This is a genomic window from Pseudoalteromonas sp. S327, from assembly GCF_005886415.1.
Taxonomy (GTDB): Bacteria; Pseudomonadota; Gammaproteobacteria; order Enterobacterales; family Alteromonadaceae; genus Pseudoalteromonas; species Pseudoalteromonas atlantica.
In genome coordinates this window covers 59,598-83,886 of the sequence record NZ_PNDP01000050.1, presented here as the reverse complement: position 1 = coordinate 83,886, position 24,289 = coordinate 59,598, and the positions used below count along the sequence as shown (strand labels likewise).

General features: G+C 40.5%; 24 protein-coding genes. 9 read left to right on the top strand and 15 right to left on the bottom strand.

Features of this window, described 5'->3' with window-relative positions:
• Positions 1 to 9: 9 nt before the first annotated feature.
• Complete coding sequence (locus tag CWB60_RS15585; protein ID WP_138577548.1) at positions 10 to 795, bottom strand: putative porin; 786 nt, start codon at positions 793 to 795, stop codon at positions 10 to 12.
• 238 nt (positions 796 to 1,033) lie between these two features.
• Between CWB60_RS15585 and CWB60_RS15580 the strand changes: the two genes are divergently transcribed.
• Positions 1,034 to 1,222: a 2TM domain-containing protein gene (locus tag CWB60_RS15580; protein ID WP_138577546.1), complete on the top strand. Its 189-nt coding sequence runs from the start codon at positions 1,034 to 1,036 to the stop codon at positions 1,220 to 1,222.
• Between the two features lie 58 nt (positions 1,223 to 1,280).
• Here CWB60_RS15580 and CWB60_RS15575 read toward each other — a convergent pair whose 3' ends face one another.
• The 3 genes from CWB60_RS15575 to CWB60_RS15565 all read right to left on the bottom strand — a co-directional run bounded on the left by CWB60_RS15575 (position 1,281) and on the right by CWB60_RS15565 (position 3,507).
• A complete protein-coding gene (locus CWB60_RS15575; RefSeq protein WP_126008718.1) occupies positions 1,281 to 1,718 on the bottom strand; it encodes an OsmC family protein in 438 nt (145 codons plus the stop codon).
• A 147-nt stretch (positions 1,719 to 1,865) separates the two neighbouring features.
• A complete protein-coding gene (locus CWB60_RS15570) occupies positions 1,866 to 2,003 on the bottom strand; it encodes a DUF2256 domain-containing protein (protein ID WP_024034255.1) in 138 nt (45 codons plus the stop codon).
• Between the two features lies 1 nt (position 2,004).
• Entirely contained in the window at positions 2,005 to 3,507 is a 1,503-nt protein-coding gene (locus CWB60_RS15565; RefSeq protein ID WP_138577544.1) for a cryptochrome/deoxyribodipyrimidine photo-lyase family protein, read from the bottom strand.
• Positions 3,508 to 3,591: 84 nt separating this feature from the next.
• On the opposite strand from CWB60_RS15565, the gene CWB60_RS15560 reads away from it, so the two are divergent.
• The 4 genes from CWB60_RS15560 to CWB60_RS15545 all read left to right on the top strand — a co-directional run bounded on the left by CWB60_RS15560 (position 3,592) and on the right by CWB60_RS15545 (position 8,601).
• On the top strand, positions 3,592 to 4,200 hold the full coding sequence (locus CWB60_RS15560; protein ID WP_138577542.1) for a flavin reductase family protein: 609 nt from the start codon (positions 3,592 to 3,594) through the stop codon (positions 4,198 to 4,200).
• Positions 4,201 to 4,271: 71 nt separating this feature from the next.
• A complete protein-coding gene (locus CWB60_RS15555; protein ID WP_138577540.1) occupies positions 4,272 to 6,200 on the top strand; it encodes a S9 family peptidase in 1,929 nt (642 codons plus the stop codon).
• A 262-nt stretch (positions 6,201 to 6,462) separates the two neighbouring features.
• Positions 6,463 to 7,917, top strand: a complete 1,455-nt coding sequence (locus CWB60_RS15550) for an ATP-binding protein (protein WP_004587406.1) — start codon at positions 6,463 to 6,465, stop codon at positions 7,915 to 7,917.
• A 9-nt stretch (positions 7,918 to 7,926) separates the two neighbouring features.
• A complete protein-coding gene (locus CWB60_RS15545) occupies positions 7,927 to 8,601 on the top strand; it encodes a response regulator (RefSeq protein WP_029773415.1) in 675 nt (224 codons plus the stop codon).
• Positions 8,602 to 8,619: 18 nt separating this feature from the next.
• On the opposite strand, the gene CWB60_RS15540 is transcribed toward CWB60_RS15545, so the two are convergent.
• The gene (locus CWB60_RS15540; protein ID WP_138577538.1) at positions 8,620 to 9,474 is read right to left on the bottom strand and encodes a PA4780 family RIO1-like protein kinase; all 855 of its coding nucleotides are present in this window, start codon (positions 9,472 to 9,474) and stop codon (positions 8,620 to 8,622) included.
• A gap of 254 nt (positions 9,475 to 9,728) precedes the next feature.
• Between CWB60_RS15540 and CWB60_RS15535 the strand changes: the two genes are divergently transcribed.
• On the top strand, positions 9,729 to 10,004 hold the full coding sequence (locus CWB60_RS15535) for an EF-hand domain-containing protein (protein ID WP_138577536.1): 276 nt from the start codon (positions 9,729 to 9,731) through the stop codon (positions 10,002 to 10,004).
• A gap of 11 nt (positions 10,005 to 10,015) precedes the next feature.
• Complete coding sequence (locus CWB60_RS15530) at positions 10,016 to 10,468, top strand: hypothetical protein (RefSeq protein WP_004587402.1); 453 nt, start codon at positions 10,016 to 10,018, stop codon at positions 10,466 to 10,468.
• 128 nt (positions 10,469 to 10,596) lie between these two features.
• Here the strand turns inward: CWB60_RS15530 and CWB60_RS15525 are convergent, their stop codons facing one another.
• From CWB60_RS15525 to CWB60_RS15505, 5 genes are all read right to left on the bottom strand, one after another.
• Positions 10,597 to 11,898 carry an MFS transporter gene (locus tag CWB60_RS15525; RefSeq protein WP_138577534.1) on the bottom strand — a complete coding sequence of 434 codons (1,302 nt, stop codon included), beginning with the start codon at positions 11,896 to 11,898 and terminating at the stop codon, positions 10,597 to 10,599.
• A gap of 4 nt (positions 11,899 to 11,902) precedes the next feature.
• Complete coding sequence (locus CWB60_RS15520) at positions 11,903 to 13,843, bottom strand: putative bifunctional diguanylate cyclase/phosphodiesterase (protein ID WP_138577532.1); 1,941 nt, start codon at positions 13,841 to 13,843, stop codon at positions 11,903 to 11,905.
• 146 nt (positions 13,844 to 13,989) lie between these two features.
• Positions 13,990 to 14,829, bottom strand: coding sequence for a glutathione-dependent disulfide-bond oxidoreductase (gene yghU / locus CWB60_RS15515; protein ID WP_004587400.1), 840 nt, complete (start codon positions 14,827 to 14,829; stop codon positions 13,990 to 13,992).
• Positions 14,830 to 14,919: 90 nt separating this feature from the next.
• The gene (locus tag CWB60_RS15510; RefSeq protein ID WP_024034245.1) at positions 14,920 to 15,501 is read right to left on the bottom strand and encodes a rhomboid family intramembrane serine protease; all 582 of its coding nucleotides are present in this window, start codon (positions 15,499 to 15,501) and stop codon (positions 14,920 to 14,922) included.
• Between the two features lie 104 nt (positions 15,502 to 15,605).
• The gene (locus CWB60_RS15505) at positions 15,606 to 16,289 is read right to left on the bottom strand and encodes a type 1 glutamine amidotransferase domain-containing protein (protein ID WP_024034244.1); all 684 of its coding nucleotides are present in this window, start codon (positions 16,287 to 16,289) and stop codon (positions 15,606 to 15,608) included.
• A 164-nt stretch (positions 16,290 to 16,453) separates the two neighbouring features.
• Here CWB60_RS15505 and CWB60_RS15500 point away from each other — a divergent pair, with 164 nt between their 5' ends.
• Complete coding sequence (locus CWB60_RS15500; protein WP_024034243.1) at positions 16,454 to 17,377, top strand: LysR family transcriptional regulator; 924 nt, start codon at positions 16,454 to 16,456, stop codon at positions 17,375 to 17,377.
• A 12-nt stretch (positions 17,378 to 17,389) separates the two neighbouring features.
• On the opposite strand, the gene CWB60_RS15495 is transcribed toward CWB60_RS15500, so the two are convergent.
• The 5 genes from CWB60_RS15495 to CWB60_RS15475 form a co-directional block, all read right to left on the bottom strand.
• A complete protein-coding gene (locus CWB60_RS15495) occupies positions 17,390 to 18,124 on the bottom strand; it encodes a dienelactone hydrolase family protein (RefSeq protein ID WP_138577530.1) in 735 nt (244 codons plus the stop codon).
• 77 nt (positions 18,125 to 18,201) lie between these two features.
• Complete coding sequence (locus CWB60_RS15490; protein WP_138577528.1) at positions 18,202 to 19,533, bottom strand: glycerophosphodiester phosphodiesterase family protein; 1,332 nt, start codon at positions 19,531 to 19,533, stop codon at positions 18,202 to 18,204.
• A 55-nt stretch (positions 19,534 to 19,588) separates the two neighbouring features.
• Positions 19,589 to 20,452 (bottom strand): carboxylate/amino acid/amine transporter, encoded by an 864-nt coding sequence (locus tag CWB60_RS15485; protein ID WP_138577526.1) that lies wholly within the window; start codon positions 20,450 to 20,452, stop codon positions 19,589 to 19,591.
• Between the two features lie 103 nt (positions 20,453 to 20,555).
• Complete coding sequence (locus tag CWB60_RS15480; RefSeq protein ID WP_096042068.1) at positions 20,556 to 22,691, bottom strand: M3 family metallopeptidase; 2,136 nt, start codon at positions 22,689 to 22,691, stop codon at positions 20,556 to 20,558.
• Between the two features lie 212 nt (positions 22,692 to 22,903).
• Entirely contained in the window at positions 22,904 to 23,110 is a 207-nt protein-coding gene (locus tag CWB60_RS15475) for a hypothetical protein (protein ID WP_004587392.1), read from the bottom strand.
• Positions 23,111 to 23,307: 197 nt separating this feature from the next.
• On the opposite strand from CWB60_RS15475, the gene CWB60_RS15470 reads away from it, so the two are divergent.
• Positions 23,308 to 24,171 carry a mechanosensitive ion channel family protein gene (locus CWB60_RS15470; protein ID WP_024034237.1) on the top strand — a complete coding sequence of 288 codons (864 nt, stop codon included), beginning with the start codon at positions 23,308 to 23,310 and terminating at the stop codon, positions 24,169 to 24,171.
• The last annotated feature ends 118 nt before the right edge of the window (positions 24,172 to 24,289 follow it).

Sequence of the window (24,289 nt, the reverse complement as noted above, 5' to 3'; positions counted from 1 at the left end):
TTGTATTTACTAAAACTGAGCTACAAAACTGAGATTGTATATATCGTAGTCATCGTTATCGGTGTAATTAGCGCTAAAATAGTAGTTATCGTTAATAAAGTATTTACCTTCAACAACTAAATCTGAGTCGTATAAACCAACGCCTACTGCAACATGCTTATTAAAGTAATAATTTGCCAACACATTAAAAATTGAATCATCGCCAGCATCGAGATAGTCAGCATTTATAGTAAAGTAGCGTTCATCGTAAAGGTGAGCAAAGTAACGTGATGATAAGTCCCACGACTCTATTTCATCATCCGTCTCAACAGTAAAACCAATGTAGTCGGTGTCATTAATTTGGTGATTATATTGGGCTTTAAATAAATAAACTGTATCGCCATATTCGTAATCTACCATACGTGCAGATACTTTTAACGAATCAGCAAATAAGTAACCTATGCCAAGTGAATAGGTATCAGTATCGCCAATATTAGGCAGCTCTATGGTTGCAAAAGCATTACCGTAAAAGCCTTCTCCAAAAATCCCTTTTCTACTAAAACCATCTGAATTAAAGTAATTTAAGCCTATATTACTATCTGTATCTAGGTAGCCATAATCATCCCACACTCCCGAGCTTTGTTGCTCTTCAAAGTAATAATGCGTAGATAATCCGTACACATTATCGCTGTAATAGCGTGAATCAATTTTTGCGTAGTTAATTGTATTAAACCATTGCTTTGATGCTGATTGTTCAGCGTTTACTGACGGTGCACAGCTAAGTGCAAGCAAAGAGAGTGGTATTAAGTAGCGCATAAGTATCCTTTCTTATAATTAAATAGGTGTATCTAGAAAAGGTATTATATTAAATACTCTTTAAAATATATTTAAATAATTGTAAGTAACTGTATGTTTGTATAAGTATTTGTAGAGATGCGCTTGAAGGGGCCACTATAAATTTATGACTAATGTCATATTAACTGATGACAAATAGCACCTTTCAGGCTTAAAAATTAAGGTAATAATAACCTTACATTTTAAGAGGAGAGCAAACATGAATACACCAGCATTTTTTGATAATTTAAAACGTTACTTTGTGGCTTTGGTATTTTTGACCGCGATAAACTTAATTACATCGCCAAATTATTTATGGGTAGTATGGCCTGCTTTAGGGATGGGTATAGCACTGCTAAATGGGTTGTTAAACTCAAATAACTCAAAAAGGGTTAGGGATGAGTGTTAAGCCAAGTAACAGGTTACCCGGCTTAACGCGAAAAACCGTAAGGTTTAAAAATTACGTTTTATGCGGTTGAGTCGAGCGTTGCTTTTAGGGAGATTTCGGTATTAAGTAGCTTTGAAATAGGGCAGCCTTTTTTAGTTTGCTCACACAGTGCCTGAAATTGCTCGTTAGCAATATCTTTAATACGTGCGTTTACTTCAAGCGCTATATGGGTGACTGCAAAGCCGTCATCAACCTCATCAAGGCTTACGGTGGCTTTAGTATCAATTTTATCGGCTTTAAAACCGGCATCGCCAAGAGCAAGCGAAAGCGCCATACTAAAGCAGGCACTGTGCGCAGCTCCAACTAATTCTTCTGGGTTAGAACCAGGCTCGTCTTCAAAGCGAGTATTAAAACCAAATGGTTGTTTATCAAGTGCGCCGCTTTGTGTAGAAATACTGCCTTTACCTGTTTTAATATCGCCTGACCAGGTTGAGTTTGCCGTTTTTTTAATCGTCATCATCTTCTCCTTGCGTTGCATGTAAGCTTTTCAGGCTGAGTAAGTGCTATTTACTTAAAGCACCTAAATACAGCCTTAAAAGCCGAGTTATTCATACCATTGCAAAATAGACGCCAGCTCACGCATAGCATAAAGGATTAATACCTTTTACTTTTTATTACGTTTACAGCGCTCTGAGCAGTAAATAACGTTATCCCAATCGCGCTGCCATTTTTTACGCCACGCAAAAGGCTTGTTGCAAACAGGGCACATTTTTTGTGGTAAGTGACTTTTTTTATGTGCCATATTAATTACTTTTTGCGGTGTTTTTGTGTGTACGAGTAAGCCCTACATGCTTTTTTAATATGTTAGGAATTGCACGTTTAACATCGGCGCGCTCGCGGTATTGCCATAAACGTTCGCGCGCTTGTTTGGAGGCTTGAGTTAAATCAAGCATTGGCTCGGGGTAGTCTTCACCAAGTTTAAAGTCGTTAAACAGCGCTTCCATTGGTGTTTGTTGCCAAGGCTCGTGTAAATATTCTATCGGCAGCTTTTCAAGTTCGGGGCACCATTTTTTAATAAAGGCGCCGCTTGGGTCTTGATCTTCAGATTGCTTAATCGGGTTGTAATGCCTAATGGTGTTAATACCCGTAACTGAGGCCTGCATTTGTATTTGTGAGTAATGAATGCCAGGTTCAAAGTCTAAAAAGTAATTTGCCAAAGGTAAGCTTGCCTGCTGCCAGCTTATATTTAAATGATGCGTTACAAAGCTAACCAACATAGCGCGCATTCTAAAATTAATATAGCCCGTGGTGTTTAAACAGCGCATACAGGCATCAATAATGGGTATACCCGTTTGGCCTTGTGCCCAGCGCTCAATATCGTGTTGTACGTTGTCATCGTTTCTATAGGGGAACTGATGATACCCCGCATTGAGCGCTTTAAATTCCATCGTACTCTCACTTTCAAACTTTTGCATAAAATGGCAGTGCCAATGCAAACGCGATACAAATGCAGCAAGCGGGCGCTTCCAGCCTTTTTTGCTTGGGTGTTTTGCATGGTATGCATCAATAGCGGTTTGATAAACCTGTTTAAGGCTAATATTACCCCACGCTAAATAAGGCGAAAGCCTAGAGCAATGAATACGGCTTAAGCTGGGGCTAGATATGCCTTTTTGATATCCCTTACCGCGCTCAGCAAAAAAGCTTTGCAATATTGTGTGCGCAGTTAAAGGCCCACCTACTTGAAAGTTGTCATCATTTTGCGTGTAGCTGTCGGGTAATTTAGGTGTTTGGTAGTTATCAAGTGTAATGGTTTTTATGTTTTTCCAATTAGGAATAGCAATAGGAGCCTGCATTGTTTGTTGCCAGCGTGCGTTCCAATCTTTACGGTTTTTTTTGCCACGAATAACGCCGCCCGTTTGTGACTCAAGCCAGTTAACTTTGTTAGCTTTACACCATATAGCAACGGCTTTATCGCGTTCAAAGGTATTGTTTAAGCCAATTTCTTGATGGCTAAATATGTTTGCTATTTGGTATGTTTGATTAAGCGTGTTTAACAGTGTCAGCATGTTTTGGTTAAAAATATACAGCGCTGCTTTATAGCGAGTTAGCTGCTGATTTATTTCGCCTATCGATTGATAAACAAAACGCCAATGGCGCGAATTATAATGTGCATCCTCAAGCATTAGAGGCTCAAAGTTGTATAGCAGTAACGTGGGTAAATCATCTCTAAATGCATTTTTAAGTGGTTGATGGTCGCTAAGGCGTAAATCGCGTTTAAACCACACTATGTTTATTTTTTTGCGCATATTTAAAAAAGTGGCTGCAGTTATGAAATACTGTACGCAATAAAGCGCTTTTACGATTTGCAGTACGACGTATAAAGGAAAATTATGTTTTTAGATTTAACGCAAAGCACGCAGCACAATGTTTACTCGTATTTAGTTGGGGGTATTAGCCCACGGCCTATTGCTTGGGTAAGCACACTTAGTAAGGAGGGGATTGCTAATATTGCCCCTTACTCCTTTTTTACAGTGGCCAGTTGTAACCCGCCAGTGCTGAGCGTGACCCAAGTAAACCCACGCGACAAAGCCAATAAAGACACGCTTTTAAACCTTCAAGCCACTAACAACTGCGTGGTTAATATTGTTAGTGAAGAGCTAGTAGAGAAAATGAATCACAGCTGCGCTAATTATCCACATAATGTGAGTGAATTTGAGGCGGCAAATATTGAAACAATCGCCAGTACACACGTAACATCCCCAGGCGCCGCAGCGGCTAAAGTAAGATACGAGTGCACTTTAAGAGACGTTATTCAGATAAGCGACGAACCAAGTGGCGGCAAAGTTATGCTACTTAACGTGGTGGGGATTTATATTGACGATAACGTGTTAGTGAATGGCTATATAGATCCCACGCGATTAAACAGCGTAGGTAAAATGGGTGGAGACTACTTTAGCTCTACTAAAGATAAATTTGTACTAAAGCGGCCACAATTGTAAAATAACAGATTAACTTTATACACTTACTGTTAACTCATTAAGCGTTACTTATAAAAACAAATGGATATTGAATGTCTAAACTTTACCTCACTTTAGTATTTGCCCTACTTAGTTTTAGCTGCCTATCAGCCTCTGATAAAAAGCTACCCATAGAAGCGTTTGCAGGCTTAAAAAGCATAAGCCAAGTTAAGCTCTCACCAGATGGAAATAACATTGCGTATGTTAGAAACCTTGATGGCGATTTAGTTTTAATGGTGCAAAGCCTTACAACAGGCAAGGGCAAGCCAATTATTAAATCGGATAACCACACTGTATTTTTTGACTGGTTTAGTTGGGCAAATAATGATGTATTGTTATTGGGCGCACGATACATTAAATATCAATTTGGTGGGGTTAAGTATGCGTCTACATTAATGTATTCGTATAATCTAAGTGATGATAAAGGAATAAAACTGGCGTTTAGAGCAAACAACACGCGTGATGAAAAGCAGCCTCAGTTTTCTGACCGAATTATTAGCTTTTTACCGGAGCAAGAAAATAAAATACTCGTGCAGGGCGATTTTAAAATAGCCAATACCCCAGCTGTGTATGAACTTGACCTAACTACCTTACGCAAAAAACAAATACAACGTGCTCGTGCAGATGTAACCAGTTGGTTTGCTGATAGACAAGGCAAGGTTCGTATTGCTAAAAAAATGGATGAAACACAATTTACTTACGAGCTGTACAACGAGCAAAATGAGTCGTGGCAAACACTATTTAGCTACGAAGTATTTAGTGAGCAAAGCATTTCGATACTTGGCTTTGATAAAGACCCTAACTTTTTATACATCACTGCGCTACATAAAGGGCGTGATGCATTATTTAAGCTTAATCTAACAACTAACAAACGTGAGCTCATTTTTAGCGACGACAAGTATGATGTAGATGGCGATATTTTTTACTCCCGTAAAACTGGCGAAGTGGCAGGCTTTACGCATTCGCATTTAGAAGATGGTATTGCGTATTGGGATGAAGACTTAGACAAGCTACATCGCTCTTTACGAGCATCACTACCTAAAGATTCATTTGAAATGGATATTGTTAGCACCAGCGACGATCAGCAAAAATATGTACTGTATGTCAGCTCAGATAAAACATCAGGCGCCTACATGTTAGGTGACAGAAAGCGAGGTGACTTAACATTTTTTGCAGACGTTTACCCACACATTAACGAAAGCGTATACGCCGGTAAAGAGCACATCAGCTATAAAGCACGTGACGGGCTTATTATAGAAGGCTACTTAACGCTGCCTGTTGGCTATGAGAAAGGCGATAAGTTACCCACTATTATATTTCCACATGGTGGACCTATGGCGCGAGACTATGCAGGCTTTGACTATTGGACTGCGCTACTGGCATATAATGGTTATGCCGTGTTACAGCCTAACTTTCGTGGCTCAAGTGGTTATGGTTATGACTTTTTAATGCAGTCGATCCAAGGTTTTGGTTTAGCCATGCAAGATGACTTACAAGATGGAGCTAACTGGTTAATAGACCAAGGGATTGCTCAGCCAGATAAAATTTGTATTGGTGGCGCAAGCTACGGTGGATATGCCGCCTTAATGGCTGTTATTAAACACCCTGAAACATTTAAATGTGCGGCAAGTTTTGCAGGGGTAACTGACCTTGAGCATATTGTGAGTAAAGCCCGACACTTTACAAACAAAGACATAGTACGAAAACAGTTTGGAACAAATAGCGATAAGCTAGAGGCCAATTCGCCGGTTAATTTTGCTAAATCAATCAACAAACCTGTTTTACTTGTGCATGGTAGCGATGACAGTGTTGTCCCTATTTACCATAGTAGAGAAATGGAAGATGAACTAGATGACGAAGATAAAGATGTTACTTACATTGAACTAGAAGATGGCGATCATTACTTGTCTTATCAGCCGCATAGAATTAAAACGTTACAAGCGTTTCTCGATTTTTTTGATAAGCATTTAAAAAACGATTAATAACAAAGGCGACTTAGGTCGCCTTTTTTGAGCGTAATTTTTCATATAATGCACATTGTTTGCACTTTTACTTGTTAACGTTATACGTTGTTATTAAAGGCGCTATTTATAAGTCGCTATAATAGAACACGCAATTAATACAATTGGTATTACAGGCTATTCTTGAAAGTGCTTAGAGCTTTTAATAATACGTTTTAGCAGTAAAAAAATACGCAATAAATAACAGCTCAAATGCTTTTAGAGTCAGGTTTATAAAAAATAAATGAAAATTCATAACAAACTTTTTTTAATATTATTTAGCTTCACCTTTAGCATTATTGCGGGGCTAGTTGTGCTTATTCAGTACAGTATTGGCCAAGGTATTATTGATTTTGTAAACGCCAAAGAAGTAAAAGCATTAGAGCCATTAGCGGTACAGCTGGCTAATAAATACGCGCAAACTCCCTCGTGGGATAAAATTATAGGTAACGATCAGCGCTTTTTAAGGTTGGTTGAATCGCAATTGCAATCAAGCCAGTTTTTACCTAGTTTACGCGATATGCCACAGCGCCCAGAAATTCGCGGCGAACGCAGACCCAGACCCCCACAGCATATGGCGCAACGAGATCGACGCCCACCGCCCGAGCATGCCGCGCACTATGCACTACTGGATGAAAACCAGCAGCGTATTTTTGGTAAATTATTTGAGGATTTAAAGTACATTAAAACGCCCATAGAGCTTGAAGGTAAAACAATTGCTTACCTTGCTGTTTCAAAAAGAAAAAGCCTAGCAGATGGGTACGAGCTGGATTTTTTAAAGCAACAAACTAACTATTTATGGCTTATTGCGTTAACCGCAGGGCTACTTACCTTACTGTTGTCTTTTTTACTGGCAAGGCATTTAGTTGGCCCTGTAAAGCAAATTGCCAGTGGTATGCATAAGCTAACCAAAGGGCAGTACAGCACCAAACTTTTATTAGATAGAAAAGACGAGCTGGGCCAGCTTAGTGAAGATTTTAATACCTTGGCCTTTACGCTCGCTAAAGATGAGCAAGTACGTAAACGCTGGTTAGCTAATATTTCTCATGAACTAAGAACGCCCATGAGCATTTTACTCGGTGAGCTCGAAGCTATGTTGCTTGGGATACGTGAACCAAATAATAAAAATATTAGTTCTGCTAACGATGAAGCGCTGCATTTAAAGCGCTTGATTGACGACCTACACATGCTAAACAGCGCAGAGCTAGGCGGCATGCATTACACCATGCAACCTACCGACGTAGGCTTTTTACTTAACTCCATAGAGCAAAAGTATCACGTTATTTTTGAGCAGCACGCTATTAATTTTTACCTTCTTAATAGTGCTAACAACACCACAGTAAACGCAGATAAAACACGTATACTGCAATTGCTAGATAATATATTAATGAATGCGGTCCATTACGCCCAGTGCTCAACTATTTCTTTAAGTGCCAATAACGTAAATATTAAAGGCCAAGCCTATTTAGAGCTTATAATAGAGGACAACGGGATAGGCGTTGAGCAAACGCATTTATCGCACTTGTTTGAATATTTATACCGTGTAGACAGCTCTCGCAATCGCCAAGAGGGTGGCTCTGGTTTAGGTTTGTCTATTTGTCAGCATATTGTTAAAGGTCATAATGGCGAAATATCAGCCGAAAAAGCCAGTATTGGCGGGCTTGGCATTGTTATTAAATTACCCTTATTAGTTCAGTAGAGGATAAATATGAGTGAGCAAATACTCATTGTTGAAGATGAAATAAAACTTGCCAATTTAATGAGCGACTTTTTAACAAGTCATCATTATCAAACGCACCTTATTCATCATGGTGATGAAGTACTTAGCTGGCTTGAAAGTAATAAGCCAAGTGTTATTTTATTAGATATTATGTTGCCAGGGCAAAGCGGTATAGAGCTGTGCAAAGCGATAAGAAAGTTTTCTAATGTGCCCATTATTATGGTTTCGGCAAAGGTGGAGGAGATTGACCGGTTACTCGGACTTGAACTGGGCGCCGATGACTATATTTGTAAACCGTTTAGTTATGCTGAGCTGGTGGCGCGAGTAAAAGCAATTTTAAGGCGTGTTAATACCACAAAAGAGCCGGTAAATAATGCCATGACACTGGATGAAAGTACTTACAGTGTAAATTATAAAAATAGCAGTATAGAACTTACTAATTTTGAATTTCAGTTATTTAAGCCTTTGTATTCAAACCCTAACAGAATTTATTCACGCGATAGCTTAATGGACACCATGTACGCAGACCAACGTATAGTTAGCCACCGCACTATAGACAGCCACATAAAAAAATTACGTAAAAAGCTTGATGAAGTAACGCAAACCGACAGCGTTATTCAGTCTGTTTACGGTGTGGGCTATCGGTTTGTTCACCCTCAATAGCTAAACGTGAGCGCAGTTTTACTCATCGTCAGCGTTTTTAATACGCTCTAAACGGTCGAACTCTTCGTATTCGGCCGCTTGTATTTCATCGAGTACCGCATCTACGTCTGCAGATTCGTTACTGTCTTCAAGTTCTCCGCTTAGCACAGTGTTTGGCGTTAAGCTGGCCTCTTCAAACAGTGCCCACATTTCTTTAGCGTAATGAGTGTTTAATAGGCTAGGTGCAAACTGCGCATAATAACGGCGTATATTGTTTACATCGCGCGTAAACATTGCTTGCGCACTGTTATTGGCTGCGGCGTTTACAGCTTGCGGAAGGTCAATAATTACAGGCCCTTTACTATCAACAAGTACGTTAAATTCTGATAAGTCACCGTGGATAATACCAGCGCACAGCATTAATTTAATATAATGAACCATCATACTGTACTGCTCAATAGCGTCTTGCTGTGTAAGGGTCACATGCCCTAACTGTGGAGCAACATCTCCGTCTTCATCGCACACAAGCTCCATTAACAACACGCCATCAATACAGTAATAAGTATCAGGAACTCTGACGCCAGCGCGTGATAAACGTGAAAGCGCGTCTACTTCTGCATTTTGCCAAATTTCCTCTTCTAGTTGTCGCCCATAACTAGAGCGTTTACCCATGGCGCGGGCTTGGCGTCCGCCTCTTACTTTTCGGCCTTCTTGATACTGAGCTGCCTTTTTAAAGCTGCGTTTAACGGCATCTTTGTAGACTTTAGCACAGCGAATTTCGCCACCGCTGCGCACCACAAATACATCCGCTTCTTTACCGCTCATTAAGCGACTTATCACTTCATCAATTAGGCCATCATCAACGAGTGGCTGGAGGCGTTTAGGTATTTTCACTGCGATACAACTAGAAAAATTGGAAGATTAAACATGTATGTTAATAAGTCCTTAGTATGTTAGCTCTCAAAACAGGTGTTGAAAGTGGTTTTAAGTAATTAGTTATCACAATAACCGAAATACCGAATAAGGTAAAAATAACATGATAAAAATCGGATTTATTTTTATTTCCTTATTGTTTGCACAATGTTTGCGTTTTTTAAGCGTACTTTATATTCATACCCTTTATTAATATTTAACCCAAGGTGACCACGATGAAGCATTTTTCTACTTTTGCCGTTGCTGCATTATTATCAATGGCTTTTTCAGCCAATGTTGCAGCCAGAGGCGGTGATAACCCACCACCTAAACCTGACTTTTCAAGCATAGATGCAGATGGTGACGGTGTGGTTAGCCTTGCAGAATTTAGCGAAAGTGCGCCACCGCAAGGCGATGCGCAAACTATTTTTGACGAAATAGATGCCGATGGGAATGGCGAAATTAGCGAACAAGAATTAAGTGAACACAAGCCACCACGCCGCGCACGTTAAGGGAGAAAAAGATGATCAACAGTATTGGTAGCTCAGCGAGTTTTATGACTCAACAATCTAGCCAAGTAAGCGCTTTAACTTCAGAGCAAACTGAGTTTGTTAAAGAAACACTTGCAGAATTTGATGCACAAAACCTCAGCACGGAAGATGCGCAAAGTATTCAAGCCGCATTTGAAGAGCAGGGGATCTCGCCTACAAAAGAGTTGGCTGATTTAATGAGCGAACTTGATTTTGACGCTAAAAGTATTGGCGATGCAGGACGCCCTGAAGGACAGCGCCCGCCACCGCCGCCGCAAAACTCGCTAGAATCTGTTGATACTGACGAAGTGGTTAGCTACTTAGATGAGTTATTAACTGAGTATTCAAGCCAGCTATCTGATGAAGATAAAGAATCAATTCTTTCATCGGTACAAGAAAAATTTGGCTTAAGTGAAGGTGATTCACTGCTAAATGTAACTGCTTAGGTGTTATAACTTGAGGTAAAGCTGACTGTTTATCCTTAGGTCTTAAGTCCAAAGCCCGGCAATTATTTTGTTGGGCTTTTTTATTATACCAATTCGCTTGATTGGTCACGTATTATTGCGCATTGGTATTACTCCGCTTGAGGCAAAAAAATCGCGCTAATAGCCCCTAACAAACCGAGCAGGCTATACAACAAAATAAGCTGTGCGGTTGATAAAAATGCTTCTAAAAGCCCTATACTGCCTAACATTAAAAGCAAAATGCCAATTACAGTATTACTAACCGACACGTAATCAGTGCGTTTATTGCCTTGTGCCATATCTACTAAATAGGTTTTACGCCCGAGCCGTACGCCTTGATGAGCAATGCAAAGCAAAAAATAAAAACCAGGTATTACCCAAGCATATTCAAACAGCTGGCTATACCATGTGGCTATTACAAACACGCTCACGCCGTTTATGGTGACAAGCAACGCACTGATCACAAGCACCTTTTGGCTAGAAAAATCGCTGAGTCTTCCCCATATTGGCCCAGAAATTAAACTTGCTAAGCCAGACACGGCTAAAAATACTGCCAATAATGAAAATTCAAACTGCTGAGAGCTTGCTAAAATAATATAAAAAGGCGCGCTTAGGGCTGAGCAAAGTAAAAAGGCGCGGGTAATTACAAAATGTGCAAATTGTTTATCTTGATAAAGCAGCTTTAATTTACTTAGCGCATTTAAAAAGCCATTTCTACCGCCTTGTGTCGCGCCTTTGTATTCGTTTATGCGGCTATAAAAAAGTGCAGCAACAACCCACAAAACAGCGCCTAAACACAGCGCAATTAATACCGTATTTTGCTCTTTTTGCCCCGAAAAAAACCACATCATTAAACCAAAAGTGAGTGTTGCAAAGCCGGCAATACTTGCCGCCAGGCCACTAATATTGCCCCGCTTTTTTTTAGGAATAACTTTACCTAATACATCTTTAGCGGCAATAGAGTTAAACCCGCGGGCGAGGCTAAAGAGCACCAGCAGAGCTAAAATTGCATAGCCAGCCTGAGCGCCTTCTAGCACAAATGAAACACCAACCATAGCGCCAATACATAAAGCTTGGGCAAATGCACCGCAAACCCATACCCACTTTCTTACAGAGAGTTTACGGATAATATTGGCTATCGCTAATTGTGGTAATAAAGAGCCAGATTCTCTTATAGGCACCAGCCACGCTATAAACGCGCTTGGCACGTTTAAGCTTTGCATTAACCAAGGCAGAGTGACTTTAGGGTTGAGGAGGGCATCGGCAAATTTACTAAAAAGCTGGCTTGTTAATAAAAGAATAAAATTACCGGCCACCTCTTTGCAGCCATCTTCGTTTATGTCTTTACAGGCGCGTGCGTCTTCATCGTTGTTAAGGCGTTTATAGACTTGCTCTTTAGTGAGTTTTTTCATACTGCTAGCTACACAATTTGTTTTGCTCTTTGAGGTACGAATCTACAAAGTGTTGTTCCATAGGTTTAGAAAAGTAATAACCTTGTAGGTGAGACACGCCAATTTCTTTTAGCATGTTGGCTTGCTCTAGGGTTTCTACACCTTCAGCGACTACTATAAAATCAAGTGTTGAGGCCATTTGCACAATCGCATGAATTATACTTAAGCCTCGCTTATCCATATTTTGAATGAAACTTTTATCTATTTTTACTATGTCTACACCAATATCTAGCATGCTCGACAAGGATGAATACCCAGTACCAAAGTCGTCAATAGAAATACAAAATCCTTGTTTTTGAAGCTCTTTTACTGCTGCTAAAAAGGTGAGCTTATCTTCAGCAAACACAGATTCAGTGATTTCAAGGTGTAGGTTTTCTGGCTTTACACCGTATTGATCAACGATATTTACAACCTTAGTGACAAAATCAGGGTCTTGAAGTTGTATTACAGATACATTAACGCTCACAGCAATAGGGGGTTGTACGTTTTTAAACGTGCAAGCTTGCACACACGCTTGTTCAATCACCCATAAGCCAAGTTCGGTTATGAGGTTGTATTGCTCGGCAATGGCAATAAATTCATCAGGAAATATCGCTTCGTCATTTAACTGCCAGCGTAAAAGTGACTCAAACGAGGTCACCTTCGCTGTTTGGCTATCCACAATAGGCTGAAACACTAACCGCAAGCCGTTGTCTTTTATTGCACTTGCCAAGCGCTTACTGAGTAATTGTTCGCGCTCTTGTTGGCGCTTTAAGTCGTTGTCGTAAATATTTACGCAGCCTTTGGCAATACGTTTTTGATGGTACATGGCTAAATCTGCTGAACGAATTAACGCGCTTAAATCGCCCTCATGCTCAGGAAATAACGCTATGCCAATAGTGGCAGATACCCAGCTTTGGTATTTATATCGTTCATGCTCGGCACGAATGCTTTTAATAACCTTTTTGGCAAAATCAAATAAGTCTTGTTCATCCTCATAGGTTGTTAAAATTAAAAATTCATCTCCGCCCCAGCGGCATTTGTATAAGTGGCGGGTGCAAACGTTAGTGAGTCGCTCGGCTATTTCTTTAAGTACTTGGTCGCCAACTTTATGACCCATAGAGTCATTAATTTGCTTAAAGCCATCTAGGTCTACAAACAGTAAAGCGAGTTTTTCCTCGGGATGATCTGCCAGTTGTTTATTTGCCACTTTTAAAAAAGCGGTGCGGTTTAATAAACTTGTTAGTGGGTCAGTATTTGATAAACGGTAAATTTCTTCTGTGCGTGTTTCTACTTTGCTTTCCATTTCGTTAAGTAATTCGCGGTTTTGATTTCGTAATTTTATGGCCGTTTGGGTAAATGTGGCCGACTTATAAGAAGAGGCGACCATAATTGCCGAAAAAGTAATGCCCAAAAAGCCTAATACATAGTGGTAATAGTCATCAGATAAGGTTAGTACTATAGAGTAAGGCATTAATAAAATAATGCTGTAACACACCGAGGTAAAGCGACTACCCGAGAGCAAATTGGCTGAGCCACCAGCAAATGCCGACAAAATAGCTATTGTGGTGGTAATTTCAACGGTGGATGAGCTTTTATGAAACCACAGTGCGTAACATGACCACGAAATCGCGGTCGCTATACACCCCACCGAAAAGCGTTTTAAAAAGCTATTTGCATTAAAAGGCTGGTTAACTTCTTTGGTGTAGTTAAAGTAAATAACATCCATTAGCCTTGCTGCTAAAACAACCAGCATAAAAAAAAGCCAAATTATTTTTTCTTGATTTGTTCTCTCATCCGTTAGGTCAAATGCAAATACAAGTACAAAGCTAACTAACGCCGAAACACCAATGCCAGATAAAGCATTAGAATATAAAAGTTTTACGGCTTCTCTGCGTTCATCACTATTTAAATTTTTATATTGCACTCATTAAAGCCTTATGAAAAGTAATGCGGGTAAAGCAGGTTACATTTTATAAAAACACAATAATAAATATAGTTTAATGACAGGGAAAATGCAGATTTTAAATAAAAAAATGCCCATAACACAATGTCTTGTTATGGGCTGTTAGATTAAAAGTCGCTGGCGTTATGTCGTTCGCTAAGTTGCTCTTCTTCAGGGCCCCAGGTGCGATTAACACGTTGACCACGTTTAACAGCGGGGCGCTTTGCTATTTGCTCTGCCCAGCGCATAACATGAGTGTAAGAGGCAACATCTAAAAACTCAGCGGCGTCGTATAATTTTCCAAGCACCAACGAGCCATACCAAGGCCAAATGGCAATGTCGGCAATAGAGTATTCACTACCCGCCATGTATTCGTTTTCACTTAAGTGGCGATTTAATACATCGAGCTGGCGTTTAGTTTCCATAGTAAAACGGTCTATTGGGTATTGCATTTTTGTTGGTGCGTAGCTATAAAAATGACCAAATCCGCCACCTAAATAAGGCGCTGAACCCATTTGCCAAAATAGCCAATTACGGCACTCGGTCTTGGCTTTAAAATCTTTTGGGATTAGCACATCAAATTTTTCTGCCAAGTATTGTAAAATTGAACCCGACTCAAAAATGCGTGTTGGTGGCGTGGTAGAGTGATCCATTAGCGCAGGAATTTTAGAGTTTGGATTAATATCAACAAAGTCTGAGCCAAATTGGTCGCCTTCGCCAATGTTAATTAAATAGGCATCGTAGTCGGCATCGGTTAGGCCAAGCTCTAATAACTCTTCAAACATAATGGTCGCTTTTTGGCCATTAGGCGTGGCTAATGAATAAAGTTGAAACGCATGCTTGCCAATGTCTAAGGTTTTGTCATGAGTGGCGCCGGCAATAGGGCGGTTAATATTAGCAAATTTACCACCACTTTCGCTGTCCCACGTCCAAACTTTAGGCGGCGTGTATTCGTGTTCATTACTCATAAATAACCTCAATTTAAAAATGTAATTAATTTATATACTCATAGATAACAAGCTGGGGGCGTAAAAAATTAATTAAAGGCAATGAAAAAATTATCGTGCTTTTAATTTATCTGCTTTGGCAAGTTTATACCCTAAAAAGAACCCACTTAACGCACCAAAAAGGTGACTTTCGAACGAGACATGAAAGCGTTGTGGTAGCACGCCCCAAATAAATCCGCTGTAAAGCACTGCCACTACTAGGGCAATAACAATAGACTTAAACGAGCGCCTAACCACGCCATAGCACAGTATAAATCCCCATAAACCATAAATAACGCCGCTTAATCCAACATGAAAACTACTTCGACCAAAGGCCCACACTAATAGCCCGCCAATTAACGCAGTAAATATAAACACGGTATAAAAGCGTTTTACACTGTATTGGCAAATTAGCCAGCTTAGTACAGCAAAAGGCAACATGTTGCTAGCAAAGTGCCACCAGCTGCCATGTAAAAATGGGGCGCATAAAATACCGATTAACCCTTGAACGCTGCGAGGGTAAATACCTAAACCATTAAGCGTAATGCCAGGTAAACTATTGATCACTTGTAGTATTAGGCATATAAAAACTACGCTAAATATTGCAAATCGCGTACTGGTTATCAGTGAAGATGATGATGGGGTAGTTGGCATATAAACGCTTTAGTAGGATTGTTTTGTACCAGTATAGGAGTATGTTTTCGCTATTAAAAGCGATTTAATAAGCGCGGCGGTATGCGCCGCGCACAGGGGGTATTTTAACCTAATTTAGTTAATAGTTTTTTTGCAGCAAGCTCTGAACTTGCTGGATTTTGGCCTGTAATCACTAAACCATCTTCGAGCGCTAATACGCCCCAGTCGTCGGTTTTTTGATAATCGCCGCCTTTTTTAATGAGTTCATCTTCAACTAAAAATGGCACTACGTCTGTTAATTGCACGGCAGCTTCTTCTGAGTTAGTAAAGCCTGTTACTTTTTTACCTGCAACTAAGGCATTGCCGTCTGCATCTTTAACATTTAAAAAGGCTGCACTTGCGTGGCAAACAGCCGCTACTGGCTTTTGCTCTTTTACAAACTTTTCAATAAGTGAGATTGAATCGCTGTTATCTACTAAATCCCATAGTGGGCCGTGGCCGCCTGGGTAAAATACCGCGTCAAAGTCGCTGGCGTTTACTTCACTTAACTTTTTGGTGTTTGCCATAAGTGTTTGTGCTGCGCTGTCGTTGTCATAGCGCTTTGTTGCATCGGTTTCAAAGTCAGAAAGCGTGCTAGTTGGGTCAATCGGCGGTTGGCCACCCGCAGGGGATGCAAGTGTTACCTCTGCACCAGCATCAACAAATGCGTAGTAAGGTGCTGCAAATTCTTCTACCCAAAAACCTGTTTTTTCGCCTGTGTTGCCAAGCTCTGAATGTGAGGTAAGTACCATAAGTATTTTTTTAGCCATAACAATATTCCTTCGATTAGTGAGTAAATTAAAGCTTGGTGTTAACCAAGGTGCTGTAATAACTATATGCACTTAAAAGGATTTAAACAACGATGATAAATTTAACTTTATTGGTTTAATTATTGATACAATTATTGGGTTGAATAATCATTGGTGGGTTTGTGATGAAAGTGTCGTTTGAGCAACTTAAAAGCATGGTGGTATTTGCGCAAATTGTCGAGCAGGGCAGTTTAACCGCGGCTGCAAAGCAGTTGGGGTTAACGCGTGCGGTGGTAAGTTATCACCTTAAAAAATTAGAAACGCAATTAGAAGTTACGCTGCTAAATCGCTCAACCCGCACTATGGCGCTAACTGAGGCTGGCATTGCGTATTATGAGCGCTGTAGAGTGATCACAGAACAAGCAAACGCAGCTAATCAGCAAATAGAAAACATTAAAAGTGAGCCACAAGGAGTATTAAAAATTAGCTGCCCCGTTAATGTAGGCATGCAACTAATTGTGCCTGCAATTAATACGTTTAAACGCCAATACCCCAAAATTGAAATAGACCTGCAACTAACCGATGATGTGGTTGATATAATAAAAAACGGCTTTGATATTGCTATTCGTGGGGTCGCTTTAAGTGACTCAAACTTACAAGCCACCAAACTAACCACCATGAGTACCTGTATTTGTGGCTCAGCTGAGTATTTTGAACACTTTGGCAAACCTAAAACGCCAGCTGAATTAGCCTTGCATAAATGGGTGGTGTACCAACTTAGCAGTAAAACATTAACCCTTAGCAAAGAGGGCAAAAAATACGATGTAATACTACAAGGCGGCATAAGCACCAATAATGCCGCTGCGCGTACCGCGTTTGTAGAGGCCGGGCACGGGCTTGGGCGCATTCCGTTGTATGATGCGTGGCCTAAAGTGCAAGCAGGGCTGTTAGAAATAATACTCGATGATTATAAAACAAAAGATATTGAGCTTTATGGCGTGTTTCCACCTGGGGCGGCAGGCTCCAAAAAGCTCAGGTTGTTTATTGATTATTTAAAAGCATATTTTGTTAAACAGCATACTGCACTGGGCATGCTAAAAAGCACGTAAAACCGCACTTAATTACAAAGTACGATTAAATAATGCAACCGCTTGCTGGTACATAGTAATTGCAAGCGCGGCATCGTAACGCTCGCCCTCATCACGCATAAACGCATGCTGTGCGTTTACTTCTTGCCAGTGGTAATTAATACCCGTGGCTACACATTGCTGGTAAATTTTACTTCGGCCTTGTTGCGGTACATGTGGGTCTTGCTTACCCCAAATAAAGTGTATTTCACCTTGAATATCAGCCATGCGTTCAAACGAATTGTTACCTGCATTAGCAGTTAAGGTATCACTATGAATATCGGTGGCGTATAAACAAAGTGCAGCTTTTATGTGTGGGTTTAATGCGGCTCTGTAAGCTAAATGCCCACCAATGCACACACCCATGGCGCCCACTGTGCCAGTGCAGTAATCTTGATTTTGTACAAAGTCGATGAGTGCTTGTGTGTCGCTGTCGTGGTGCTCAAGTGGCTTTTGCCATTTATCGGCATTGCCTTTATCTTTACCCGCGTCATCGTACGCAAGTACAGTACCAATCGGGTTTAGCTCATGAAATACCTCAGGCACTAATACAACAAAGCCGTGGCTTGCTAAAATAGCAGCGCTGCGCGCAATAGGCGCGGTTTGCTGAAAAATCTCCGAGTAAAAAATAATACTTGGATATTGGCCAGCTGCTTGTGGGCGGTAAACGGTAGTACGCATTAAGCCTGTAGGGGTGGCTAGGTCGGTATTATGGTGTTGGATTATCATAAAAGCGCTCAGTTAAATAATTAATAAGGTTATGGTAACTGAGCGCAAAAAAATAAACGACCACTGATACTGGTTTTTTAAATGCTTGCAGGCATTTTATTACAACTTGCGTAGTAGCTTACGGTCGCAGGCCAATCCGAAAATATACCCATAACCCCGACATCCTGCGCGAGTACATCAACCACCGTCATCATGTCGCCATCGTTATCGATAACATCGGCGATTGATTGATAGTAGTAGCCACCGCCCTCGTTAAGAGGCCCCGAGCGCTCAAGGCTCCATGCTATCAGTTCAAGCCCTGCAGCTTTTGCGTCAATGGCGTATTGTGAGGGGGCAATATTACTTTCGTTGTCTATGGTGAGCATCATCCAAATAGGGGGCGCTAATATTTTAACGCCATCGGCTACTAACTCTTCCATACTTGGTTGCCACGTTTCAGGGTTACTTGGATCAAAGCCCGCTTCGCTGTCACGGCCATCTAAATATACGCTTTGATTTGCAAAGTCGGGGTTGTTATTTATCCAATATTTCACATCATCGAGATTAAACGATTGCGGGTACACATCACTGCTTGGTACGTCCAATTGCGTGTACTCATCAAGCATTTTTTGCGCGTATTGCTGTTGTGTCATTCCCTCAAAAGGCATGCTCACTTGCGGAGATTTTAGCTCTGGGGTCATTTTTACACCCAAGCTTTTAAATAACTCAATACTTTGTTTATGAGTTACTAATGTTCCACTTGTGGCGTATAAATCGGTGCGCCAGCTGGGCGTGCCCTGCATATATTCACCAACAGTAGTGGCTTGGGTGTTGGCGCCATCCATTTTACCTTCAAGCGTTAAAAATTCGCTCAGGCTGATATCGCTTGTGCAGCATTTAGCGGTGGCAGGCGTGCCACTGGCCGCGTTAGCTGGAGTAAAAGGCACACTGCATTTAGCAGCAAGTTCATCAATGGCTAATATACTGGTGGTGGTGTGCAAATCGCACTGAGAGTGGCGACACACGAGCTCTTTGTCGCTGGTAAAGGTTACATCGCACTCGACAATACCTGCGCCCATACGCGCTGCAGCTATATAAGACTCCTTTGTATGCTCAGGGTATTGCATTGGCGCACCCCGATGACCAATAGAAAAATCTGTACGGTAAAATGGCCCATCTGTACACGATTCTAATTTTGTTTTTAAATCGCTCTGAGCCATATCGTTAATAAGGTAGTCGGCACGAGTACCTAATTGAATATCAGGCGCCTCGCCTTTTGCAACTTCAACAATTACAGGCGTCGGTACTTCAACAACCTCAACGGTGGTATTGGTAACGACTACGTCTTTTTCTACAATTTCGACATCGTCGTCGCAGCCGCTCAGTAGTGCAAGTATTACTGAGCTTGTTATTAGGGTGAGATGTTTCATGTTTGTTCCTTAACGTTATTTTATTCAACCCTAATCGCATTCAATGACAAATTAGCTACAAGGATGTGACGTTATGTTTATTTGTCCCTATTTGATTAATTACCAGTGCTGCTAACATAATTGCACCCCCCATACTTAAGCGCATAATGTCGGCATTTTTATTCCATATAAGCACGTTAACAATAATACCGGCAGGAATAAGCACGTTGTTCATAACGGCTAATGCTCCCACATTTACTTTTGTTGCCCCTTTGTTCCATAAAAAGTAACCAAGGCCCGAGGCTACAATACCTAAATATATTAAAATACCCCACTGGGTAGTTGTACTCGGTAACTTGCTTGTATTGCCAAATAAAGCGTAGCAAGCAATTGCCACCACTAAGGCACCAATAAAAAACCAACCAAATACGGTTTTGTCATCCAGCTGATTAGTGGCCATTAAACGTTTATAAGTTACTTGTCCGGTGGCAAAACTAATATTGGCACCCTGAACCAGTAATAAACCGATGATAAAATGACTATTGAGGCTTTCCCAGCGAATAGCTACCGCGCCCATTACGGCAATAAGCGCAACCGCAAAAAAGCGAGGGTTAAAATGCTTATTAAGTGCATCGTTTAAAAGCGTTATATAAAGCGGCGTCATAACGGTAAAGAGCAACACTTCGGGTACGCTTAAAAATAAAAAGGAGTGATAGTAAAAGCTGTACATAACACCTAGTTGCACAGCGCCTATCAGCATTAGCTTAAGTGCGAGTGGTTTTGAGGTAAGTTTAGGTTTTAAAAAGGGTAAAAAAACCAATGTGGCTAATGCAACTCGTATTAATACGCTAAACCACGCATCAACTTGGCCTGCTAGGTACACACCAATTAAACTAAATGAAAAAGCCCAAAGTAGGGTAACTGCAAATAAATAGCCCATAATTGTCGTTTTTTATAATTTATAGTGTGGCTAGTTTATCTGTTATAAACAATAAAAGCCCGCAAGCGGGCTTTTATAAGGTTAAAATTAATAAACGAGGTTATTAATCAACTAAACCACGGCGCTTAAGAAGTGCGTCTGTCGTTGGTTTTTGTCCTCTAAACTCAATGTAGCTTTGCATTAAGTCGCGGCTGTTACCTTTTGATAGGATTTCTTCACGGAACTTGTCACCGTTTTCACGGGTTAGGCCACCGTTATTTTCCATATGTGCAAACGCATCGGCTGCAAATACTTCAGTCCATAGGTAGGCGTAGTAACCTGCTGAGTAACCACCGGCAAAAGTATGGCTAAAGTAGTTTGATTTATAACGCGGTGGCACTGGGTAGTAATCAATACCGTGTGCTTTTAGGGCATCGCTTTCAAACTTTTGAACATCACTGATTTTTTTATCAGAACCAAATGAGTGCCATTCCATATCAAGTAAAGCAGCTGCTAAGTATTCAGTAGTACCAAAGCCTTGGTTGAATTTTTGCGATGCTAGTACTTTATCAAGTAATGCTTGTGGAATTGGCTCACCCGTTTTGTAATGCTTAGCGTAGTTAGCAAGTACCGTAGGTTCAATCATCCAGTCTTCGTGTGCCTGTGAAGGAAATTCAACAAAGTCACGTGCAGTAGCAGTACCCGCTAGGCTTGGGTATTTAACATTCGAGAATAAACCGTGCGCAGCATGACCAAATTCATGGAACATAGTCGATACTTCGTCGAAGGTCATTAGCGTTGGCTCACCTTCAGCTGGTTTTGGAATGTTTTGTGCGTTGTAAATAACCGGTTTAGTGCCTTTTAAGCCGCTTTGGCTTACGTATGCACTCATCCATGCACCGCCACGCTTACCTTCACGTGCGTATGGGTCCATGTAAAATAAACCAATAGCGCTGCCATCTGCGTTAAATACTTCGTACGCTGTTACATCTTCGTGGTAAACAGGCAAGTCTTTACGCTCTTTAAAGGTGATACCGTAAAGCTTGTTCATTGCGAAGAATAAACCATCATGGATCACAGAGTTCATTTCAAAGTAAGGCTTAACTAGCGCAGGATCTAGGTCGTACTTTTCAGCACGTACTTTTTCTGCGTAAAACGCCCAATCCCATGGCTTAAGCTCAAAGCTTTCGCCAGAATCGTTAATTACTTTTTGGATAGCGGCCGCTTCTGCTTTGGCTTTTTCAACAGCTTTTGGTGCAAGGTCATCTAAAATGCCGTACACGTTGTCGGTTGTTTGTGCCATACGCGAAGTCATTACATACGATGCCCAATCTTTAAAGCCTAACAGCTCTGCTTTTTGTGCACGCAGGTTAGTTTCTTCAATAATGATAGGGCCGTTAGTTTTAGCAGCACGGTTTGTAGAGGCTTTAAAAATTTGCTCGCGTAGTTCACGGTTTTCAAGGCTTGATAAGATAGGTTGCTGAGTGGTATTAACCAAGGTGATCATGTAGCCGTCTTTGCCTGCTTTTTTAGCTGCGGCTGCAAGGCCTGCAATTTCACCTTCAGATAGGCCAGCAAGTTTAGATTTGTCTGTAACAACAATAACGTCTTCTTTAAACGATTTTAAAATGTTTTGAGAGAACGCAGTAGATAGCTCTGCAAGCTGAGCGTTTATTTCACGCATTTTTGCTTTTTCAGCATCGCTTAACTTAGCACCGGCTTTTACAAATTGCTTGTAGTAGAAATCAACTAAGCGTTGATCTTCAGCGTTAAGCGCATCTTTATTGTCGTAAATAGTTTGTACACGCTTAAATAACGCACCATTTAGGTAAATGTCATCAGAGTGAGCAGATAATACCGGCGCCATTTTTTTGCTTATACGTTGGTATTCGTCATCTGAAATTAAACCCGATAGGTTGTAAAAAGCAGCAGATACGCGGTTTAACAACTCACCAGATTTTTCCATCTCAACAAGTGTGTTTTCAAATGTTGCTGGTTCTGGGTTGTTTGCAATAGCTTGAACTTGCGCAGTGTGCTGAGCAATACCTGCATCAAAGCCTGCTTCGTAGTCTTTTGTACCAAACTTATCAAACTCTGGTGCCATGTATTGTAATGGGCTTGGTTTGAATAATACATTGTTTGCGTTCATATCTTGCACTTGTGCTGCGCTCTCTTTAGCTGTGTTCTGAGTTTCGTTAGATGAACAAGCAGATAGGATTAGGGCACTAGCAATAGTAGTGGCGATCAGTGTTTTACGCATAATAACTCCATAAAAAGATGAGCCGAAATAGGCTTTTCGAGTCGAAAACCCAGTTAACTTATCAAATTTTGGCGTTTATACAATAAAGTTTATCGGTATTAAGCGGGATTTAAACGCAAATTAGCTACTAAAAATGCGATTTGGAGGTAAAAGTAGCCTTAAAAATAAACGTAAGGCTACTTAAATATCGTATTGTGTGTGTTTTTTAAAGGCTAGTTATAGCCAAGAACAAAGCGTTTTTCAGAACCAAAGCTATTAGATTGCTGGCCAAATTCTTTATTAATAGTAGCAAGTGTTTGTTCTTGCTCAGCAAGAAGGCACAAAATTTTATTGCGGTAATCTAGGCTGCTTTCAAACAAATTTAAATCTACCTGCGGCTGCAAAGTAGCGAGTCTTTGATTTAGAGTAAGTTGTGACATATGTAATCTCCAGTGCTTGTACACTATTTATATAGCACTCGGTGCAATAAAGAGTTAATAAATTGTTTAAACAAAAACGTTAAACCTATTAACTTAGCGTTTTAACACTATTATGCCGTGCTAAGCTTAGCGAAGACTGAACCACACTTATTTTTACTGAACAAATAACAAACAATAAATAATACTTTGGAAAATACATGACGCTCGAACACATTCAACATTATCTCAGCTTGGTTATTTTTACCTATAACGACGTACACATCACCGTGGCTAAGGTTATACAAGTTCCTTTAATTTTATTTGCTATGTGGTTTGTAGTAACGCGCATTGGCAAACTTATTAAAAAAACACTGTTGGCAAAAAAAATCAGCCAAGACGCGGTGCACCTATTTACGCGCATTTATTTTATTTTGAGTATCGCAATATTAATTTTCACCTCGTTAGAGGTTTTAAGTATTCCGCTTACGGCCTTTGCATTTGTATCAGGGGCCATAGCCATTGGGGTTGGATTTGGTGCGCAAAACATTATTAATAACTTTATTAGTGGCTGGATTTTAATGTGGGAGCGGCCAATTCGTATTGGGGACTTTTTAGAAGTAGGTAATGCAAAGGGCGTAGTAGAAACTATTAATACGCGCTCTACCCGCATTCGCCGTAACGATGGTGTGCATATGTTAATCCCTAATTCGCAACTATTAGAAAACACAGTGACTAACTGGACCTTAATAGACGGTAATGCCCGCTCCTCGGTTAGCGTAGGTGTTGCTTATGGCAGCGATGTATTGTTAGTTAAAACGTTAATTCAACAAGTGCTTGATGATCATGATGCGATACTAACAAATCCAAAAGCCTCTGTTTTATTTGACGACTTTGCTGATAGCTCACTGGTGTTTAATGCAATTTTTTGGGTTTGTGCAGAGTCAGAAACCATGCTCAGAAAAGTACGTAGTGATATCCGTTTTAGTATCTATGCTGTTTTTGAAAAACACGATGTGGTGATTGCGTTTCCACAGCGCGATATTCACATTGATGGAGAAATTGCGTTAAAGCGTACTCAATGAATTTAGCCTTAAAAATTTAGCAAGCATTAACGGGTTTTAACTGGGCGTTTCTAGTTTGGGTTTATTTGTAAAAATACGCAGTCTGCTACTTTAAAGTGGGTTTTGAAAGAAAGGACAT

Excerpts from the sequence above, each read along its gene's own strand:
- CWB60_RS15585 (WP_138577548.1), bottom strand. The coding sequence starts at position 795 with ATGCGCTACTTAATACCACTCTCTTTGCTTGCACTTAGCTGTGCACCG.
- CWB60_RS15510 (WP_024034245.1), bottom strand. The coding sequence starts at position 15,501 with ATGCCAACTACCCCATCATCATCTTCACTGATAACCAGTACGCGATTT.
- CWB60_RS15570 (WP_024034255.1), bottom strand. The coding sequence starts at position 2,003 with ATGGCACATAAAAAAAGTCACTTACCACAAAAAATGTGCCCTGTTTGC.
- CWB60_RS15545 (WP_029773415.1), top strand. The coding sequence starts at position 7,927 with ATGAGTGAGCAAATACTCATTGTTGAAGATGAAATAAAACTTGCCAAT.
- CWB60_RS15560 (WP_138577542.1), top strand. The coding sequence starts at position 3,592 with ATGTTTTTAGATTTAACGCAAAGCACGCAGCACAATGTTTACTCGTAT.
- CWB60_RS15555 (WP_138577540.1), top strand. The coding sequence starts at position 4,272 with ATGTCTAAACTTTACCTCACTTTAGTATTTGCCCTACTTAGTTTTAGC.
- CWB60_RS15480 (WP_096042068.1), bottom strand. The coding sequence starts at position 22,691 with ATGCGTAAAACACTGATCGCCACTACTATTGCTAGTGCCCTAATCCTA.
- CWB60_RS15490 (WP_138577528.1), bottom strand. The coding sequence starts at position 19,533 with ATGAAACATCTCACCCTAATAACAAGCTCAGTAATACTTGCACTACTG.
- CWB60_RS15470 (WP_024034237.1), top strand. The coding sequence starts at position 23,308 with ATGACGCTCGAACACATTCAACATTATCTCAGCTTGGTTATTTTTACC.
- CWB60_RS15565 (WP_138577544.1), bottom strand. The coding sequence starts at position 3,507 with ATGCGCAAAAAAATAAACATAGTGTGGTTTAAACGCGATTTACGCCTT.
- CWB60_RS15575 (WP_126008718.1), bottom strand. The coding sequence starts at position 1,718 with ATGACGATTAAAAAAACGGCAAACTCAACCTGGTCAGGCGATATTAAA.
- CWB60_RS15485 (WP_138577526.1), bottom strand. The coding sequence starts at position 20,452 with ATGGGCTATTTATTTGCAGTTACCCTACTTTGGGCTTTTTCATTTAGT.
- CWB60_RS15495 (WP_138577530.1), bottom strand. The coding sequence starts at position 18,124 with ATGATAATCCAACACCATAATACCGACCTAGCCACCCCTACAGGCTTA.
- CWB60_RS15550 (WP_004587406.1), top strand. The coding sequence starts at position 6,463 with ATGAAAATTCATAACAAACTTTTTTTAATATTATTTAGCTTCACCTTT.
- CWB60_RS15525 (WP_138577534.1), bottom strand. The coding sequence starts at position 11,898 with ATGAAAAAACTCACTAAAGAGCAAGTCTATAAACGCCTTAACAACGAT.
- yghU (WP_004587400.1), bottom strand. The coding sequence starts at position 14,829 with ATGAGTAATGAACACGAATACACGCCGCCTAAAGTTTGGACGTGGGAC.
- CWB60_RS15475 (WP_004587392.1), bottom strand. The coding sequence starts at position 23,110 with ATGTCACAACTTACTCTAAATCAAAGACTCGCTACTTTGCAGCCGCAG.
- CWB60_RS15500 (WP_024034243.1), top strand. The coding sequence starts at position 16,454 with ATGAAAGTGTCGTTTGAGCAACTTAAAAGCATGGTGGTATTTGCGCAA.
- CWB60_RS15535 (WP_138577536.1), top strand. The coding sequence starts at position 9,729 with ATGAAGCATTTTTCTACTTTTGCCGTTGCTGCATTATTATCAATGGCT.
- CWB60_RS15580 (WP_138577546.1), top strand. The coding sequence starts at position 1,034 with ATGAATACACCAGCATTTTTTGATAATTTAAAACGTTACTTTGTGGCT.
- CWB60_RS15505 (WP_024034244.1), bottom strand. The coding sequence starts at position 16,289 with ATGGCTAAAAAAATACTTATGGTACTTACCTCACATTCAGAGCTTGGC.
- CWB60_RS15530 (WP_004587402.1), top strand. The coding sequence starts at position 10,016 with ATGATCAACAGTATTGGTAGCTCAGCGAGTTTTATGACTCAACAATCT.